Annotated in this window: 14 protein-coding genes; 10 read left to right on the forward strand and 4 right to left on the reverse strand. The window is 55.1% G+C overall.

Annotated elements, in window-relative coordinates; translation table 11 throughout:
* Positions 1-251: 251 nt before the first annotated feature.
* Both OK412_RS22890 and OK412_RS22895 read left to right on the forward strand, forming a co-directional pair.
* Complete coding sequence (locus OK412_RS22890; protein WP_010257033.1) at positions 252-491, forward strand: type II toxin-antitoxin system RelB/DinJ family antitoxin; 240 nt, start codon at positions 252-254, stop codon at positions 489-491.
* Entirely contained in the window at positions 491-778 is a 288-nt protein-coding gene (locus OK412_RS22895) for a type II toxin-antitoxin system RelE family toxin (RefSeq protein WP_010257030.1), read from the forward strand. Before OK412_RS22890 ends, OK412_RS22895 begins: the two co-directional genes overlap by 1 nt.
* 44 nt (positions 779-822) lie before the next feature.
* Here OK412_RS22895 and OK412_RS22900 read toward each other — a convergent pair whose 3' ends face one another.
* Complete coding sequence (locus OK412_RS22900; protein ID WP_033770131.1) at positions 823-1119, reverse strand: hypothetical protein; 297 nt, start codon at positions 1117-1119, stop codon at positions 823-825.
* A 201-nt stretch (positions 1120-1320) separates the two neighbouring features.
* Here OK412_RS22900 and OK412_RS22905 point away from each other — a divergent pair, with 201 nt between their 5' ends.
* Positions 1321-1497, forward strand: a complete 177-nt coding sequence (locus OK412_RS22905) for a general stress protein (RefSeq protein ID WP_010257023.1) — start codon at positions 1321-1323, stop codon at positions 1495-1497.
* Positions 1498-1560: 63 nt separating this feature from the next.
* Here OK412_RS22905 and OK412_RS22910 read toward each other — a convergent pair whose 3' ends face one another.
* Positions 1561-2457, reverse strand: a complete 897-nt coding sequence (locus OK412_RS22910; RefSeq protein ID WP_010257019.1) for a LysR family transcriptional regulator — start codon at positions 2455-2457, stop codon at positions 1561-1563.
* Between the two features lie 202 nt (positions 2458-2659).
* Here OK412_RS22910 and OK412_RS22915 point away from each other — a divergent pair, with 202 nt between their 5' ends.
* Positions 2660-3784: an MFS transporter gene (locus OK412_RS22915; RefSeq protein WP_264353658.1), complete on the forward strand. Its 1125-nt coding sequence runs from the start codon at positions 2660-2662 to the stop codon at positions 3782-3784.
* Positions 3785-3852: 68 nt separating this feature from the next.
* The gene (locus OK412_RS22920) at positions 3853-4878 is read left to right on the forward strand and encodes an alpha/beta hydrolase (RefSeq protein WP_010671942.1); all 1026 of its coding nucleotides are present in this window, start codon (positions 3853-3855) and stop codon (positions 4876-4878) included.
* Positions 4879-4937: 59 nt separating this feature from the next.
* Here OK412_RS22920 and OK412_RS22925 read toward each other — a convergent pair whose 3' ends face one another.
* On the reverse strand, positions 4938-8042 hold the full coding sequence (locus OK412_RS22925; RefSeq protein ID WP_045139847.1) for an efflux RND transporter permease subunit: 3105 nt from the start codon (positions 8040-8042) through the stop codon (positions 4938-4940).
* A gap of 290 nt (positions 8043-8332) precedes the next feature.
* Between OK412_RS22925 and OK412_RS22930 the strand changes: the two genes are divergently transcribed.
* Together OK412_RS22930 and yajD are read left to right on the forward strand one after the other, a co-directional pair.
* Positions 8333-8500, forward strand: a complete 168-nt coding sequence (locus tag OK412_RS22930; RefSeq protein ID WP_009093121.1) for a hypothetical protein — start codon at positions 8333-8335, stop codon at positions 8498-8500.
* 334 nt (positions 8501-8834) lie between these two features.
* A complete protein-coding gene (yajD, locus tag OK412_RS22935) occupies positions 8835-9182 on the forward strand; it encodes an HNH nuclease YajD (RefSeq protein WP_003850685.1) in 348 nt (115 codons plus the stop codon).
* Between the two features lie 173 nt (positions 9183-9355).
* Here the strand turns inward: yajD and OK412_RS22940 are convergent, their stop codons facing one another.
* On the reverse strand, positions 9356-9886 hold the full coding sequence (locus OK412_RS22940; protein WP_228379761.1) for a cyclophilin-like fold protein: 531 nt from the start codon (positions 9884-9886) through the stop codon (positions 9356-9358).
* Between the two features lie 267 nt (positions 9887-10153).
* Here OK412_RS22940 and OK412_RS22945 point away from each other — a divergent pair, with 267 nt between their 5' ends.
* From OK412_RS22945 to OK412_RS22955, 3 genes are all read left to right on the forward strand, one after another.
* The gene (locus OK412_RS22945; RefSeq protein WP_033770142.1) at positions 10154-12481 is read left to right on the forward strand and encodes an FdhF/YdeP family oxidoreductase; all 2328 of its coding nucleotides are present in this window, start codon (positions 10154-10156) and stop codon (positions 12479-12481) included.
* A gap of 237 nt (positions 12482-12718) precedes the next feature.
* A complete protein-coding gene (locus OK412_RS22950; protein WP_167433347.1) occupies positions 12719-13834 on the forward strand; it encodes a metallophosphoesterase in 1116 nt (371 codons plus the stop codon).
* 77 nt (positions 13835-13911) lie between these two features.
* Positions 13912-14712 (forward strand): MBL fold metallo-hydrolase, encoded by an 801-nt coding sequence (locus OK412_RS22955; protein WP_022624244.1) that lies wholly within the window; start codon positions 13912-13914, stop codon positions 14710-14712.
* Positions 14713-14727: the final 15 nt, after the last annotated feature.

A 14727-nucleotide genomic window follows, 5' to 3' on the forward strand; every position in this document is an offset into this window, starting at 1 on the left:
GAGTGCCGGGTTCATCAATGATCGGCGCACTCAACGCCTATTGGTTATCGCCAGTAGCGGGAAAACCTTTAACGATTGCTGCAGTTGGTTTAATGGATGAAGATGTTATATTTTCGTAGCATAAAATAAGCTTTAGCGTGATTTTACCGGGAAGATATAAGGCTGTGCGGGTGACTGATGTTTACTGTTTGCGATACAGACTCATCAGTGCGACAATTGTAATGTCAAGTGTAAATACAAAGGAACTCGCTATGGGCACAATTAACATTCGAATCGATGATGACCTGAAGACACGATCCTATGCTGCGCTCGAAAAAATGGGTGTGACTCCTTCTGATGCGCTGCGCCTGATGCTTGAATATATTGCAGATAATGAACGTCTTCCCTTTAAGCAAACGTTACTCAGTGACGAAGATGCGGCGTTAGTAGACATAGTTAAAGAACGCCTGCGAAACCCTGAGCCTGTCCGGGTCACACTGGATGACCTTTAATGACCTGGCAACTGGAGTTCGATCAGAGGGCACTGAAAGAGTGGCGCAAGCTGGGGCCGACAGTACGTGAACAGCTTAAAAAGAAGCTGGCTGAGTGTCTTGAGTCACCCAGAATTGAGGCGAACAAACTCAGCGGGATACCTGACTGCTATAAGATCAAGCTAAAGTCATCCGGTTATCGACTTGTATACCAGGTTATTGATGACCGGGTGGTGGTTTTTGTGGTGGCTGTCGGGAAAAGAGAGCGCTCAGAGGTTTATTCTGCCGCTTCCAGGCGTCTCTCTTAAACAGGCGACTTCACCGCTAACAAACAAAGCGGCGCTATTCCTGTTTACCTGTCACTCTGCTGGTTCCAGTGCTGTTCGCAGCGCTCCCGAGCTTCGGCAGGCAGGTCGCGTAAATCTGGCAGCGTGTCGCCGGAACCGTAGCCCATTGATCCCCTCGCTTCCTGCTGTTCATCCTGCGCGGCGAACGTGATTTTCTCATCCAGCTGCTGCCAGCTATCGCCCTGCTGCCGGTAGATGACAGCAAAAGTGGGCGTCTGTGCATCATCGCCGTAAATCTCATATTTCTGCTTCTGCTCGTCAGAGCCCAGCTCAAGCGTATCGATTAAGGTCGCATTACTCATAGCACTCTCCTTTTTCGTCAGGTCTGTAAGCGTAGTTCATCACCTACGGCCCTGCCGACACTATCCCCCTTCGAAAAATTAACATCACTATTATCAATCAATTAAGTATGTGCATTTGCATAAACGAAGCGGACGACTATGCTTGCAGATGTGACTAGCTAGTCCTTTTTATCTAATGGAACATTGATATGAGGTCTTCCTATGACACAACAGAAATACAGAGGTGGTGCCGGCAATTTTGCCAACGATCCAGAACGGGCGAGTGAAGCTGGCAGTGCAGGAGGCAAGGCCAGTGGGGGCAATTTCAAAAACGATCCTGAAAAAGCCAGGGAAGCCGGTCGGAAAGGAGGCAAAATTAGTCGCCGTCCTTCTAAGTAATTCTGAATAAAGCGCTTTAGGACGTATTACGCCATGGAATGGCATCTATTCCAATAAGTTTCATCATGCCCCCTCTTTTAGCCTTAATGCCTCTCTGACCAGGGTAAAAGCGGGTGAATGTTGCTTGCGGCTGGGATAGTAGAGGTAATAGCCGGGAAACGGCTCGCACCAGCGCTCCAGCACGCGGATCAAGGTGCCCTGCTCCAGCCCTTCTGCGACTTCCTGCTCAGGCAGGAAAGCGATCCCCAGCCCGGCGAGAGCCGCTTCTGCAATGTGTGCCGAAGTGTTGAACGTCAGTTGTCCATCTACCCGCACATTTAACGGCCCCTCTTCACCGTCAAACTCCCAGACGTACAACCCACCCGCTGTCGCCTGCCGCATGTTAATGCAGTTGTGATGCAGCAAATCTTGCGGAACCTGCGGCGCAGCATGACGACGAAAGTAGTCGGGCGTGGCCACCGCAGCCATCCGTAATGGCGGGCTTATCGGCATCGCCACCATGTCTTTATCAATGGTGTCCCCCATCCTGACCCCTGCATCAAATCGATCGGCCACGATATTGCGTAAGCCATGATTAGCATCGAACTCAAGCCGGATATCAGGATAAGCCGCCAGCAATGGCGTCAGCTTTGGCATCAGGAGTGAGCTCAGAATATGCGGCCCGCAGGTGATCCGTACCGTGCCGGCTGGCTTGTCCCGCATCGCGGTCAGCATATCCAGTTCCGCCTCAATTTCATCGAACCGATTGCCAATCGCCTGGATTAACCGTTCACCCGCCGCGGTCGGTGAGACGTTACGGGTCGTGCGGGTAAGCAGCCGAATCTCCATCCGGTTTTCCAGCGCGGTAATGGTCTGACTCAATGCAGGCTGCGTCACGCCCAGCAGCGCTGCCGCGCGGGTAAAGCTGCCCTCACGCGCCACGGTAATAAAAGCCTGCAGGTCATTCATGTTGCGCTTCATACTGCACTCCCGCCGATAGATTTATAAGTTCTGGTTATAACCCCATTAAGGATTCATTAGCTAGTCAATATAAAGCGGAACAGTAAAATTTCCTGAGTTCATCAGCACCGCAAACAATGAAACAGGACACAACATGACTTCCACGGAAACAACTGACTGTTCCCCCCGGCATAAAGAAGCGCACTGGGGTGGTGTATGGGCAATGACGCTGTGTGTATTCGCGCTTATCGCCTCTGAATTCATGCCGGTCAGCCTGTTATCGCCGTTATCACAAGATCTGGCGGTCAGCGAAGGTCTGGTCGGACAGGGCATCGCTATCTCCGGCGCACTGGCAGTGATCACCAGCCTCTCAATAACCCGCATCGCAGGGAACCTCGACCGCAAAATTCTGTTGCTGGCGCTCACGCTGGTAATGGCACTATCCGGATTGATGGTGGCGATGGCACCCAACTATCTGACTTACATGACTGGCCGGGCATTGATTGGCGTGGTGATTGGCGGTTTCTGGTCGATGTCAGCAGCGGTCGCTATCCGGCTGGTCCCCTCCGGGCAGGTGCCGCGCGCGCTGGCCATTTTCAACGGCGGCAATGCGCTGGCGACGGTTATCGCTGCACCGCTGGGCAGCTATCTCGGTTCTGTCATTGGCTGGCGCGGGGCTTTTTTCAGCCTGGTGCCGGTAGCCTTGATCGCCCTGATCTGGCAAACGTTCACGCTGCCATCGATGCCGGTCAACTCGGCCCGGCAGCGCAGCGGAAAAATTCTGCAGCTGCTGCGTTCGCCGCTGGTTACGGTGGGTATGACCGCCTGCGGCCTGCTCTTTATGGGCCAGTTCACCCTGTTTACCTATCTCCGTCCGTTTCTGGAAACCGTGACGCAGGTTGACGTTTCTGCGCTGTCGCTGGTGCTGCTGACCATTGGTGTCGCCGGCTTTATCGGCACGCTGATTATCAGTGCTGTTTTGCAGCGCGGATTCTATCTGACCCTGATGATCATCCCGTTGATTATGGCGCTGGTTGCGCTGCTGCTCATGGTGTTCGGTCATCACCTGTGGCTGGTGGCGCCACTGCTTGGCATCTGGGGACTGGTGGCAACAGCGGCACCAACCGGATGGTGGGCCTGGATCGCCAGAACCTTTCCGGATAATGCCGAGATCGGTGGCGGATTAATGGTGGCCATCGTACAGCTGTCGATTGCTTTGGGGTCGACGCTGGGTGGCCTGGCCTTTGACCATGCAGGCTGGCAGACCACCTTTGCTATCAGCGCCACATTACTGGTCACTGCCGCCGGACTGGCGATGATCACCGCCCGTAAAGAAAGCGCTGCCTGATAGCAGATGCGTTGTTTAACCGGGCAACCCGTTGCCCTGACGTCGTCAACCCCGATAAGGATCTTCTTATGAGAGCATTAACCCTGATGTTTGGACTGTTGATCAGTTCATTTGCGGCCAGCGCTGCCGATATGTCACGCGGCGCCGATAACTTTTATCAAAGCGAGAAAGTCACCCGCGAGAAAGTCACCTTTAAAAACCAGTATCAGATGGGTGTGACCGGCACCCTGTACAGACCGAAAGAGGCCGGTAAAACGGCGCGCCTTCCGGCAATTGTGGTAGGTCATCCGATGGGCGCAGTCAAAGAGCAGAGCGCCAGCCTCTATGCGCAGAAAATGGCTGAGCAGGGTTTTGTTACCCTGGCAATTGATCTTTCATTCTGGGGCGAAAGTGAAGGTCAGCCACGCAACGCGGTCTCTCCGGATATCTATGCCGAAGACTTCAGCGCCGCCGTGGATTACCTGGGTACCCGCGAATTTGTCGATCGCGACAGGATTGGTGTGCTGGGTATCTGTGGCAGTGGCAGTTTTGTCATCAGCGCAGCGAAGATTGATCCCCGCATGAAAGCCATTGCTACCGTCAGCATGTATGACATGGGGTCAGCCAACCGTAATGCGCTGAATAAAAGCCAGACACTGGCGCAGCGCAAGCAAATCATTGAAGCGGCGGCACAGCAACGCTATGTAGAGTTCACCGGGGGTAAAACTGAGTACACCAGTGGTACACCACATAAAATCGATGCTGATTCGCCTCCGATAGCCAAAGAGTTCTATGATTTTTACCGGACGCCTCGCGGTGAGTTCACCCCGAAAAACAGTTCAGCTGCGCTGACTACGCACCCGACGCTCACCAGCAACGTGAAATTCATGAACTTCTATCCGTTTAATGACATTGAGACCATCTCACCGCGCCCGATGCTCTTCATCACGGGTGATAAAGCGCATTCACGCGAGTTCAGCGAAGATGCGTTCCAGCGTGCGGCACAGCCCAAAGAGCTCTATATCGTGCCTGATGCAGGCCACGTGGACCTTTATGACCGCACTGACCTGATCCCGTTTGCGAAGCTGACCGCCTTCTTTAAACAGCATTTGTAATCTTCCGCTGATCATTGATCCCAGCCCGTCTGCAGCCGCCTGCAGACGGGCTTTCTGCGTTATTGGCCTTTGCGATGGCGGGTCAGGTAGTGCTTCACCAGCACAAAGAAGAGCGGAACAAAGAACAGCGCCAGTACCGTGCCTGCCAGCGTACCGCCGATGATACCGGTGCCGATGGCGATGCGGCTGTTAGCACCGGCGCCCGTCGCCACCGCCAGCGGGATCACCCCGGCGATAAAGGCCAGCGACGTCATCATAATCGGCCGCAGACGGGTTCGCGCTGCCTGCAACGCAGCCGCGCTCAGCGAACTTCCCCGACGAACCGCATCCTCCGCAAATTCGATGATCAGTATCGCGTTTTTGGAGGTGAGTCCGACCGTGGTCAGCAACGCCACCTGGAAGTAGATATCGTTGCTTAATCCGCGCAGTGCCACCGCCAGCACGGTACCCAGCACGCCGAGCGGCACCGCTAACAGCACGGAGAAAGGCACCGACCAGCTCTCATACAGCGCAGCAAGACAGAGGAACACCACCAGAATCGAGATCGCATACAGCGTGGTTGACTGCCCGCCCGCCTGCTTCTCCTGCAGCGAAAGACCGCTCCATGCTCCTGTAGTCCCTGCCGGGAGTTCATTGGCCAGTCGCTCAATGGTGTTCATGGCATCGCCGGAGCTGAACCCTTCGGCGTTCTGCCCCTGTATTTCGTAGGAGGCAGAACCGTTGTAGCGGTTAAGGCTTTCGGGTCCCATGGTCCATCGGGTCGAGGCAAACGCCGAGAAAGGCGTCATGGTGCCCTCACTGTTACGGATGTACCATTTATCCAGATCCGAAGGTGATGAACGATACTGACCGTCGCCCTGAACATAGACCCGCTTTACCCGACCCCGGTCGATGAAGTCATTGATATAGGCACCGCCCCAGGCGCTGGTCAGCGTATCGGTCACGTCATCCAGCTGCAGTCCCAGTGCCACCGCTTTGCTGGTATCAATATCGACCTGCAACTGCGGCGTTTGCGGCAGGATATTGGCCCGCACGCCAAGCAGTTCCGGGCTTTGCGCTGCGCTTTGTAGCAGCTGATCGCGCAGGTTGCCCAGTTGCTCACGCGTGGTGCCACCGCTGGCCAGCAGCTCATAGGTAAAGCCGTTGTTCTGTCCCAGACCCGGCACCGACGGCGGCGTCAGCGCAAAGATCTGCGCATCCCGAATCGACGCCAGCGCGTAGGTGGCGCGCCCGGCAATCGCTTCGGCAGAGTTTTCACTACCCGGTCGCTGATCCCAGTTCTTAAGCTTGATAAACGCCATACCGGCATTCTGCGCAGCACCGCTGAAGTTAAAACCGTTGATGGTGAAGACCACATCAATATTCTGTTTCTCTTCAGTCAGGAACCAGTCAACAATCTGCTGATTGACTGCCTCAGTGCGGCTGGCCGTGGCACCCGCTGGCAATGTCGCCTGAAGCATGATGCTGCCCTGATCTTCAGTCGGCAGGAAGCTACCCGGCAAGCGGGTAAACATCACAAACAGCACAACGCCCATTGCCGCATAAAGCGATACCATGATCAGCGGACGGCGCAGAGTGCTCACCACTTTGTGACGATACTGGCGCTCGGTGGCGGCATAAAAGCGGTTAAAACCGCCAAAGAAGCCTTTACGATGGGGTGAGGTCGGCCGCAGCAACATGCCACACAGTGCAGGCGTCAGGGTCAGTGCCACCACCACGGAGAAGGTCATGGCGGCGATGATGGTGATGGAGAACTGCCGGTAAATCACACCGGTCGACCCGGCGAAAAAGGCCATGGGCAGAAATACCGCGGAGAGCACCAGCGCGATAGCCACCAGCGCGCCGGAGATCTCTTTCATCGACTTTTCTGTTGCCTCACGCGCCGGCAGACCTTCGTCATGCATAATGCGTTCGACGTTTTCGACGACCACGATGGCATCATCCACCAGCAGCCCGATGGCCAGCACCATAGCAAACAGCGTCAGGGTATTGATGGTGTAGCCGCAAAGCGCCAGTACGCCAAAGGTGCCGAGCAGTACCACCGGCACCGCCAGCGCCGGGATCAGCGTCGCACGGATGTTCTGCAGGAACAGGTACATCACCACCACTACCAGCGCGATCGCTTCGATCAGGGTGATCACCACATCCTCAACGGAGATTTTGATGAAGTCAGTGCTGTCGAGCGCATAGGCCACCTCATAACCTTCCGGCATTGAGTGGCGATACTCTTCAACTTTGTTTTTCACCAGCGTCGCGGTGGCCAGCGCATTTGCGCCCGGCGCCAGCATCACACCGACACCCGCCGCAGGATGCCCGTTGAGTCGGGTGGTCATGTCATAGGATTCGCCGCCCAGCTCCACCCTCGCCACATCACCCACGCGTACGATGGCACCGCTTTTGTCGCTTTTGACGATGATGTTTCGGAACTGCTCTGGTGTCTGCAGTCGCGACTGCGCTCTGACCGTGGCGGTGAGCTGCTGATTATCAGGCGATGGCAGGCCGCCGATTTTCCCGGCTGAAACCTGAATGTTCTGCGAGCGTATCGCCGCCGACACATCGGAGGGCTGCAACGCAAAGGAGTTTAGTTTGAAGGGATCGAGCCAGATGCGCATCGCGTACTGACCGCCGAACACCTGGATGTCACCGACCCCTTCGGTCCTGGCCAGCGGCTCCTGCATATTACTGACCAGCCAGTCACCGATATCCGTGCTGTTGCTTTTGCCCGTGGTGTCATACAACCCCATCACCAGCAGGAAGTTTGACTGCGATTTGGTGACGGTAACACCAAGCTGCTGCACTTCGCTGGGCAGACGGGAGAGCGCCTGCTGCACCTTGTTCTGCACCTGCACCTGAGCCGTGTCCGGATCGGTGCCCTGACTGAAGGTGACGGTAACCGACACATTCCCCTGTGAACTGCTGCTGGAGGTAAAATAGAGCAGATTATCCAGCCCGGTAAGCTGCTGCTCGATCACCTGCGTGACGCTGTTCTCCAGCGTCTCCGCAGAAGCACCGGTGTACGTTGCGCTGATATTCACCGAAGGCGGCGCAACATCGGGATATTGTTCAACCGGCAACAGGGTAATGGAGAGCGCGCCAAGCAGCATGATTAAAATGGCAACAACCCATGCGAAAACGGGACGATAAATAAAAAAACGAGAAAACATCAGCGGGATCTCTTCCTTTTGGGCGGGTGCAAAACCTGCATTCCTGCAGGCTAACAAACAGCGTTGATTATAGGGTGTAACCTCAGGCTGAACATCCTGACGTGATCTTTTCTTAAGGCTGGCTGATCGTACCGTGACGCTGCATTTTCGATTTATCGCGGATTTAACTGTGCTGACATCCGATGTGGGCATCAAAGAGAAAGCCGATCCATAACGAATCTGCTGATGCATTAAGCAAAATGGTGAGCCCTGACTATTCTCAAATAAAGGATATTGATCAGGAGAAAACCATGAAATTTTTCTACTTCGTTTCGCTTATCGCCTCTGCCCTCTATTTACTGGCCTTCCTGCCTAAACTCCGCACCCGTCGTGAACCCATAGCCTACTGGGGATGCTGGACTTATCTAGGTGCTAACGCCATTTTCTGGGCAGTTTATGGTGTCATGCATTACATTTGATGTCATTTTTTAAGCAAAGCGGTAAACAGGGATGTTTTGGGCGCTATCCTGCTGATTAATTGGGTTAGCGTGAGCGGGAACGTAGAGATATATCATTTTTGAGTTTTCATCACAGCGACATGATTTTGTGCCTTCTCACAGGCCCGGCAGTTATTCAGGATTGCGAGACGTGCTGGAAAAATCATATAAGGCGGCTACGCTGATTTTCAGCTAACCCTCTGGATTTTAAAGCCTCCCGTCCCGAGGAACACGATGATTTCTTCTTCTGTTCCGTTATGGGATATATTGGCATCACTATCGTGAAATTTTCTCTTCATAACAGGTTATCCCGGCAATGGCTTTGATCCCTAAAAACTACACGCGGCTGGAAAGCGGCTACCGTGAGAAAGCACTTAAAATCTATCCGTGGGTGTGTGGACGCTGCTCACGCGAGTTTGTTTATTCAAACCTGCGCGAACTGACGGTCCACCATATCGATCACGACCACACCAACAACCCGGAAGATGGCAGTAACTGGGAGTTGTTGTGTCTCTATTGTCATGACCACGAGCACTCAAAGTACACCGAGGCTGACCAGTATGGCACCCGTGTAGTGGCTGGCGAGGACGCACAAAAAGATGTCGGTGAGGCAACCTACAATCCCTTTGCTGACCTGAAGTCGATGCTGAATAAGAAGAAGTAATGACTGAACTGTCAGGCTGGCCGACCGGCCTGACAGTGTCGCTTGCCGAAGAGGATCACAACGTCTGGCCGCGGCCAGAACGCAGTGTAGTCCGTCGTGCCAGATGCCACCCTGGCCAGACTCAGCGCGATATGAATCTTTTACCAGCCGGTTATTTCAGATTTTGATATCAGTCATGGCCGGGAGAACCGTACGTCAATCCCCCCCTCACCGACACGCTTTTTGAGGCTATCTGTCGACAGCACCTTTCCTATTGGCGTGTAGCTATAGGAGCTCTGGAATGTCTCGTAAAAAAGAACCAGCGTCTTATTGCCATACAGCATCACATCGCCCTGCTGGATCGTGCCGGGTTTATGCGGATCGCTATTAAGAGCAGCAGGCAGGTCTGCAAACTTCTCATTGCCGTTCAGCTCCTCCATCGTCATGGTCAGCGGGAGTTGCTGTACAAATGCTTTCGCGGTGGCGTTATCAGCCAGCGCAATCTCATACGACTGATGGTTGATCGTCATAATAATCTTCATGGGACGCAGCTCTCCTGCCCGAACCGGGCCACTGGCTTTAACGGGCATCAGACTATAGGTGGAAAGTAAAACCAGCAAAAGTAAGGCTCTTTTCATAAGGTCGCGTTCCGGATTATGGTGCATCTGTTCAGACATGGAGTGCGTTGCTGCGATCGCCGTCCAGCCCTGAATAAACTGGCTCACTTACCCGCCGTTATCTGATGGTAAAGATTTATCCTTCACCCTTTCCCTGCATCATCACCCTGTCGGCGGAACTCGCGCGCCGCTTATTCTGCAACAGCCTGGATGCGCTGCGCTTCATCTGATGTGCTGAACTGATTTGCGGCTTACGTTTCGGACTGTCGAAACATTTTGAGAAATATTTTCCCTGAATAACAGCCGGTTTCCACGTTGTTGCAACTATTTCTGTACCAGGCTTAACAAATAACAACAGAGACAATGTGGAGCATTATGAAAGAGCAAAATCGCACAAATGGCATCGCTCCTTATGGGGGTGCTGCCGGAGGCTGGGGCGCATTGAAGGCGGTTGCCGATGCTATCCGCGGCCAGATGTCTGTGAAACAGGATGTGATCGCCCTGTTTAAAGTCAACCAGCCGCAGGGCTTTGACTGTCCGGGCTGCGCCTGGCCCGACCCGCAACATGCCTCATCCTTTGAGTTCTGCGAAAACGGCGCAAAAGCCGTCTCCTGGGAAGCCACCAGCAAACGCACTACACCGGAATTTTTTGCCGCTCATACCGTGACTGAACTGTGGGAGCGCAGCGCACTGCATCTGGAGGGCGAAGGCCGCCTGACCCATCCGATGAAGTACGATGCCGCTACAGATACCTATCAGCCCATCGAATGGGAGACGGCATTCCGGGAGATTGGAGAACATCTGCGCAGCTACGACGATCCGGACAGCGTAGAGTTTTATACTTCGGGACGCGCCTCCAATGAAGCGGCGTTTCTGTGGCAACTCTTCGCCCGCGAATATGGCACCAATAACTTCCCCGACTGCTCAAACATGTGCCATGAACCGACCAGTGTCGGGCTGCCGGAGTCAATTGGCGTCGGCAAAGGGACGGTAGAGCTGGAAGATTTTGATCACTGCGACCTGGTGCTCTGTATCGGCCACAATCCAGGTACTAACCATCCGCGCATGCTGGGCACGCTACGGGAAGTGTCGAAACGCGGTGCCACTATTGTGGCGATCAACCCGCTGCGTGAACGTGGCCTGGAGCGCTTTACTTCGCCGCAGAGCCCGATTGAAATGCTGTCAATGAGCTCCACTGAGCTGGCATCGACCTACTACAAGGTCAGGGTTGGCGGTGACGCAGCGATGTTGAAAGGGGTGATGAAGATCCTGCTCACTATGCACGAGGAGGCGCTGAGCAAAGGCGAACCCGGCGTGATTGATGAAGCGTTTATTACTGAGCACACTGAAGGCTTTGACGCCCTGAAAGCCGACCTGGAAAGCACAGACTGGGAGCATATCCTGAAAGTCTCGGGCATGGCGCGTGAGGAGATCCAGCATATCGCCCGGCTCTACGCCAGCGCTGAACGTACCATCATCTGTTATGGCATGGGAATTACTCAGCACCAGTACGGCACTCAGAACGTGCAGCAAATCGCTAACCTGCTGCTGATGCGCGGCAATATCGGCAAGCCGGGTGCAGGTATCTGTCCGTTACGCGGTCACTCCAATGTGCAGGGCGATCGCACGGTGGGCATCACAGAGATCCCGCCGCAGTCGCTGCTGGATGGCATAGAGAGGGTGTTTGGTTTCCGCCCGCCGCAGAAGCATGGTCACGGCGCCATTGAGGCAATAAAGGCGATGCGCGATGGCAAAGCCAAAGCGTTGCTGTGTCTGGGCGGCAACCTGGCGGAAGCGATTTCCGATCCACAGGTCACGTTCCCGGCGATGCGCAATCTTGATCTGGTGGTACATATGGCGACCAAACTGAACCGCTCGCACCTGTTACTGGGTAAACATAATTATCTGCTGCCGGTGCTGGGCCGAACAGAGACCGATGTTCAGGCAACCGGCGCGCAGAGCGTCACCGTGGAAGATTCGATGTCGATGGTGCATGCCTCACGCGGTTCGCTGGATCCCGCCTCACCCCATCTGAAGTCTGAACCGGCGCTGGTCGCCTCACTGGCGAAGGCAACGCTGCCGGACAGCGTGGTTGACTGGTCAGCCATGGCAGCCGATTACAGCCGCATCCGCGATGCCATTGAAGCGGTGTTCCCAGCGTTTGAAAACTTCAATGAGAGGATTAAGCATCCGGGTGGATTCCGGCTCTATAACGCCGCATCAGAGCGCGTCTGGCTGACGCCATCTGGCCGTGCGCAGTTTAAAGTGATGCAGGGCATCAATGAAGATCCCCGGTCACTGAAGTGCCATGATCTGGTGCTCACTACCCTGCGCAGTCACGATCAGTACAACACCACGCTTTACGGGCTGAATGACCGCTATCGTGGCGTGACAGGCCGCCGCGATGTGCTGTTTATCAATGCAGAAGAGGCGGAGAAGCGACAGTTACGGGTCGGTGACCGTGTCGATCTGATGGCGCTGGACCCGGATGGCAATCCCACTTCGCGCCAGATGAAAAACCTGACCATCGTGATTATTGATATGGCCCCAGGTTCGGTCGGCGCTTACTATCCGGAGGCCAATGTGATGGTTCCGCTTGACAGCCACGATACCAAAAGCGGCATTCCCGCCTATAAAAGCATTCCGATATCCATGACTCGTGTAACTGACGAGACCCGGACGACCTCAGGCGTTTTACGCTAGTCAGGCGGCTCAATACGTGAATGTTGCCAGCGTGGCCGGTGCTCCGGTCACGCTGTTTTCATTATTGCGCCCTGAAGTTTTATCGATCCTCTCTGCCTGCTTTACCGCCTGTAAAGCACCCGACGTGAAGCAAGCCTGACGGTAACATCATATACACTACAGTCCTGAAAACGGCTCTATAAACGATCGACTCTTTTTTGCCTGCGCAGATGTTCAGCGCCCTACCGGAAAAATGCCATGTTTCACCTGATTTTCAGCTTACCCAGCTGGTATGTAATTGCGCGCGTCATTATTCCTTTGTCCCTGCCACTTGTTGTAAAGATCCTGCTCTCCGCTCTGGTGCTGCTGGCGTCACAATATCTTCTGGTGAGCCGTTTTACCTCGGGCGGGATCTTCTCCGCTGAAATGCCCCGCATCATCATCATTCTGTTTAACTGGGCGTACAGCACCGTGCTGCTGCTGGCGCTGCTTCAGATGCTGATGGATGCGGTTATGCTGATTGCCCTGCTGTTGCGTCATCCGCTGGAGCTGGTTCCCGGTGTTCGCTATCTGGCCGTTGTGCTGGCGATGGGACTGGCTGCCTTTGGCGTTCAGCAGGCGATACGCGTGCCGCCGGTCAAAGAGGTGACTCTTGCGCTGCCCAACCTGCCCGCTGAATTCGATGGCTATCAGCTGCTGCAGCTGACCGACCTGCATATCACCCGGTTGTTTAATGCGGCCTGGACCGCCGCAATGGTTGAACGGGCAATGTCTCTCAAAGCCGATCTAATTGTGGTCACGGGCGATGTGATCGATGGCAGTCTGGCGCATCGACGACAGGACGTTGCGCCGCTGCGCGGGCTCGCAGCGCCTGACGGCGTATGGGCTATCACCGGCAACCATGAATATTTCTTCCATCAGGCAATCTGGACGGCGCATCTGGCCTCACTGGGTCTGCAACCTCTGCTCAACAGCCATACCGTGATCCAGCGCGGAACCGCAAAGCTGGTGATTGCCGGCCTGCCGGACGCCTCCGCACCCGGCAGAAACGCGGTCGGCCCGGATCTGGCCCGCGCGCTGGAACAGGCACCTGAAAACGCGCCGGTAATCCTGCTGGATCACCAGCCACGCAATGCACGCCAGAACGCAGCGCAGGGCGTGGATGTGCAGCTCTCAGGACATACGCATGGCGGCCTGATTATCGGGCTGGACAGGCTGTTTGCTAAACCCAACGCCGGGTTTGTTTCCGGGCTTTATCAGGTCGGCGGAATGCAGCTCTATGTGAATAACGGCACGGCACTCTGGCCAGGCATGGCGGTGAGGCTGGGTCGTCCCTCAGAACTCACCCGGATTACCCTTCGCCGCCAGCCGTAATCGCGTAACAAAATGGCGTCAGGAAAGTGCGGTTTTCGCAGGTGTGCATAAGATTGAGGGAGACAAAGGAGATCACCATGACGATGTTATGTACCGCCTGCGGAACGGCTTATCCCGCTCATTCCACTCATCAGCACTGTAAAATCTGTGATGATGAACGCCAGTACGTTCCGGCCGCCGGTCAGCGCTGGATCGCGTTTGATGAACTGCGCGCCAGCCACGCCAATAAGTGGACGGCTCACAGCGATGCGCTGTTAAGTCTTAAAACCGTGCCTGAGTTTGCCATCAACCAGCGCGCTTTTCTGCTGCGCACGCCGCACGGCAACGTGCTGTGGGACTGCATTGCCAACCTTGATGATGCCACCTATACGCTGATCGCGGCGCTGGGCGGCATTGATGCTATCGCCATTTCACATCCGCACTACTACACCACCATGCAGGAGTGGGCTGAAGCGTTTAATGCGCCCATTCATCTGCACGCCCGCGATCGCCAATGGATTGTGCGGAAGAGTCCGCATATTCAGTTATGGCAGGGCGAGTCGCTGACGCTGATGCCCTCTGTGACGCTGTTACGGTTGGGCGGCCATTTTCCCGGCGGCAGCGTGCTGTACTGGGACGAAGGTGATGGGATGATTCTGGCGGGTGATATTATCCAGGTCACGCCGGGTGCGCATGGCGTGTCGTTTATGTGGAGCTACCCGAATATGCTGCCGCTGTCAGCCGCTACGGTAGGCGACATACTGCATAGGCTCTCCGGCGTGACATTCGGGCAACTGTATGGCGCGTTTGAAGGGCAGGATATCCATCAGCAGGCAAAAGAGAAGGTGATGCGGTCGGGAGAGAAGTATCTGGCCTGTCTGCAGGATCATCAGGCGTAGCGCGGAATAAATGCT

The sequence above is a fragment of the Pantoea sp. JV6 genome (assembly GCF_025910055.1).
In the GTDB taxonomy this organism is placed as follows: domain Bacteria; phylum Pseudomonadota; class Gammaproteobacteria; order Enterobacterales; family Enterobacteriaceae; genus Pantoea; species Pantoea agglomerans.

What these genes read in the sequence shown, in the direction of transcription:
- OK412_RS22925 (WP_045139847.1), bottom strand. Translation starts at nt 8,042, where the DNA reads ATGTTTTCTCGTTTTTTTATTTATCGTCCCGTTTTCGCATGGGTTGTT.
- OK412_RS22900 (WP_033770131.1), bottom strand. Translation starts at nt 1,119, where the DNA reads ATGAGTAATGCGACCTTAATCGATACGCTTGAGCTGGGCTCTGACGAG.
- OK412_RS22890 (WP_010257033.1), top strand. Translation starts at nt 252, where the DNA reads ATGGGCACAATTAACATTCGAATCGATGATGACCTGAAGACACGATCC.
- OK412_RS22950 (WP_167433347.1), top strand. Translation starts at nt 12,719, where the DNA reads ATGTTTCACCTGATTTTCAGCTTACCCAGCTGGTATGTAATTGCGCGC.
- OK412_RS22910 (WP_010257019.1), bottom strand. Translation starts at nt 2,457, where the DNA reads ATGAAGCGCAACATGAATGACCTGCAGGCTTTTATTACCGTGGCGCGT.
- OK412_RS22895 (WP_010257030.1), top strand. Translation starts at nt 491, where the DNA reads ATGACCTGGCAACTGGAGTTCGATCAGAGGGCACTGAAAGAGTGGCGC.
- OK412_RS22920 (WP_010671942.1), top strand. Translation starts at nt 3,853, where the DNA reads ATGAGAGCATTAACCCTGATGTTTGGACTGTTGATCAGTTCATTTGCG.
- OK412_RS22945 (WP_033770142.1), top strand. Translation starts at nt 10,154, where the DNA reads ATGAAAGAGCAAAATCGCACAAATGGCATCGCTCCTTATGGGGGTGCT.
- OK412_RS22955 (WP_022624244.1), top strand. Translation starts at nt 13,912, where the DNA reads ATGACGATGTTATGTACCGCCTGCGGAACGGCTTATCCCGCTCATTCC.
- OK412_RS22915 (WP_264353658.1), top strand. Translation starts at nt 2,660, where the DNA reads ATGACGCTGTGTGTATTCGCGCTTATCGCCTCTGAATTCATGCCGGTC.
- yajD (WP_003850685.1), top strand. Translation starts at nt 8,835, where the DNA reads ATGGCTTTGATCCCTAAAAACTACACGCGGCTGGAAAGCGGCTACCGT.
- OK412_RS22905 (WP_010257023.1), top strand. Translation starts at nt 1,321, where the DNA reads ATGACACAACAGAAATACAGAGGTGGTGCCGGCAATTTTGCCAACGAT.
- OK412_RS22930 (WP_009093121.1), top strand. Translation starts at nt 8,333, where the DNA reads ATGAAATTTTTCTACTTCGTTTCGCTTATCGCCTCTGCCCTCTATTTA.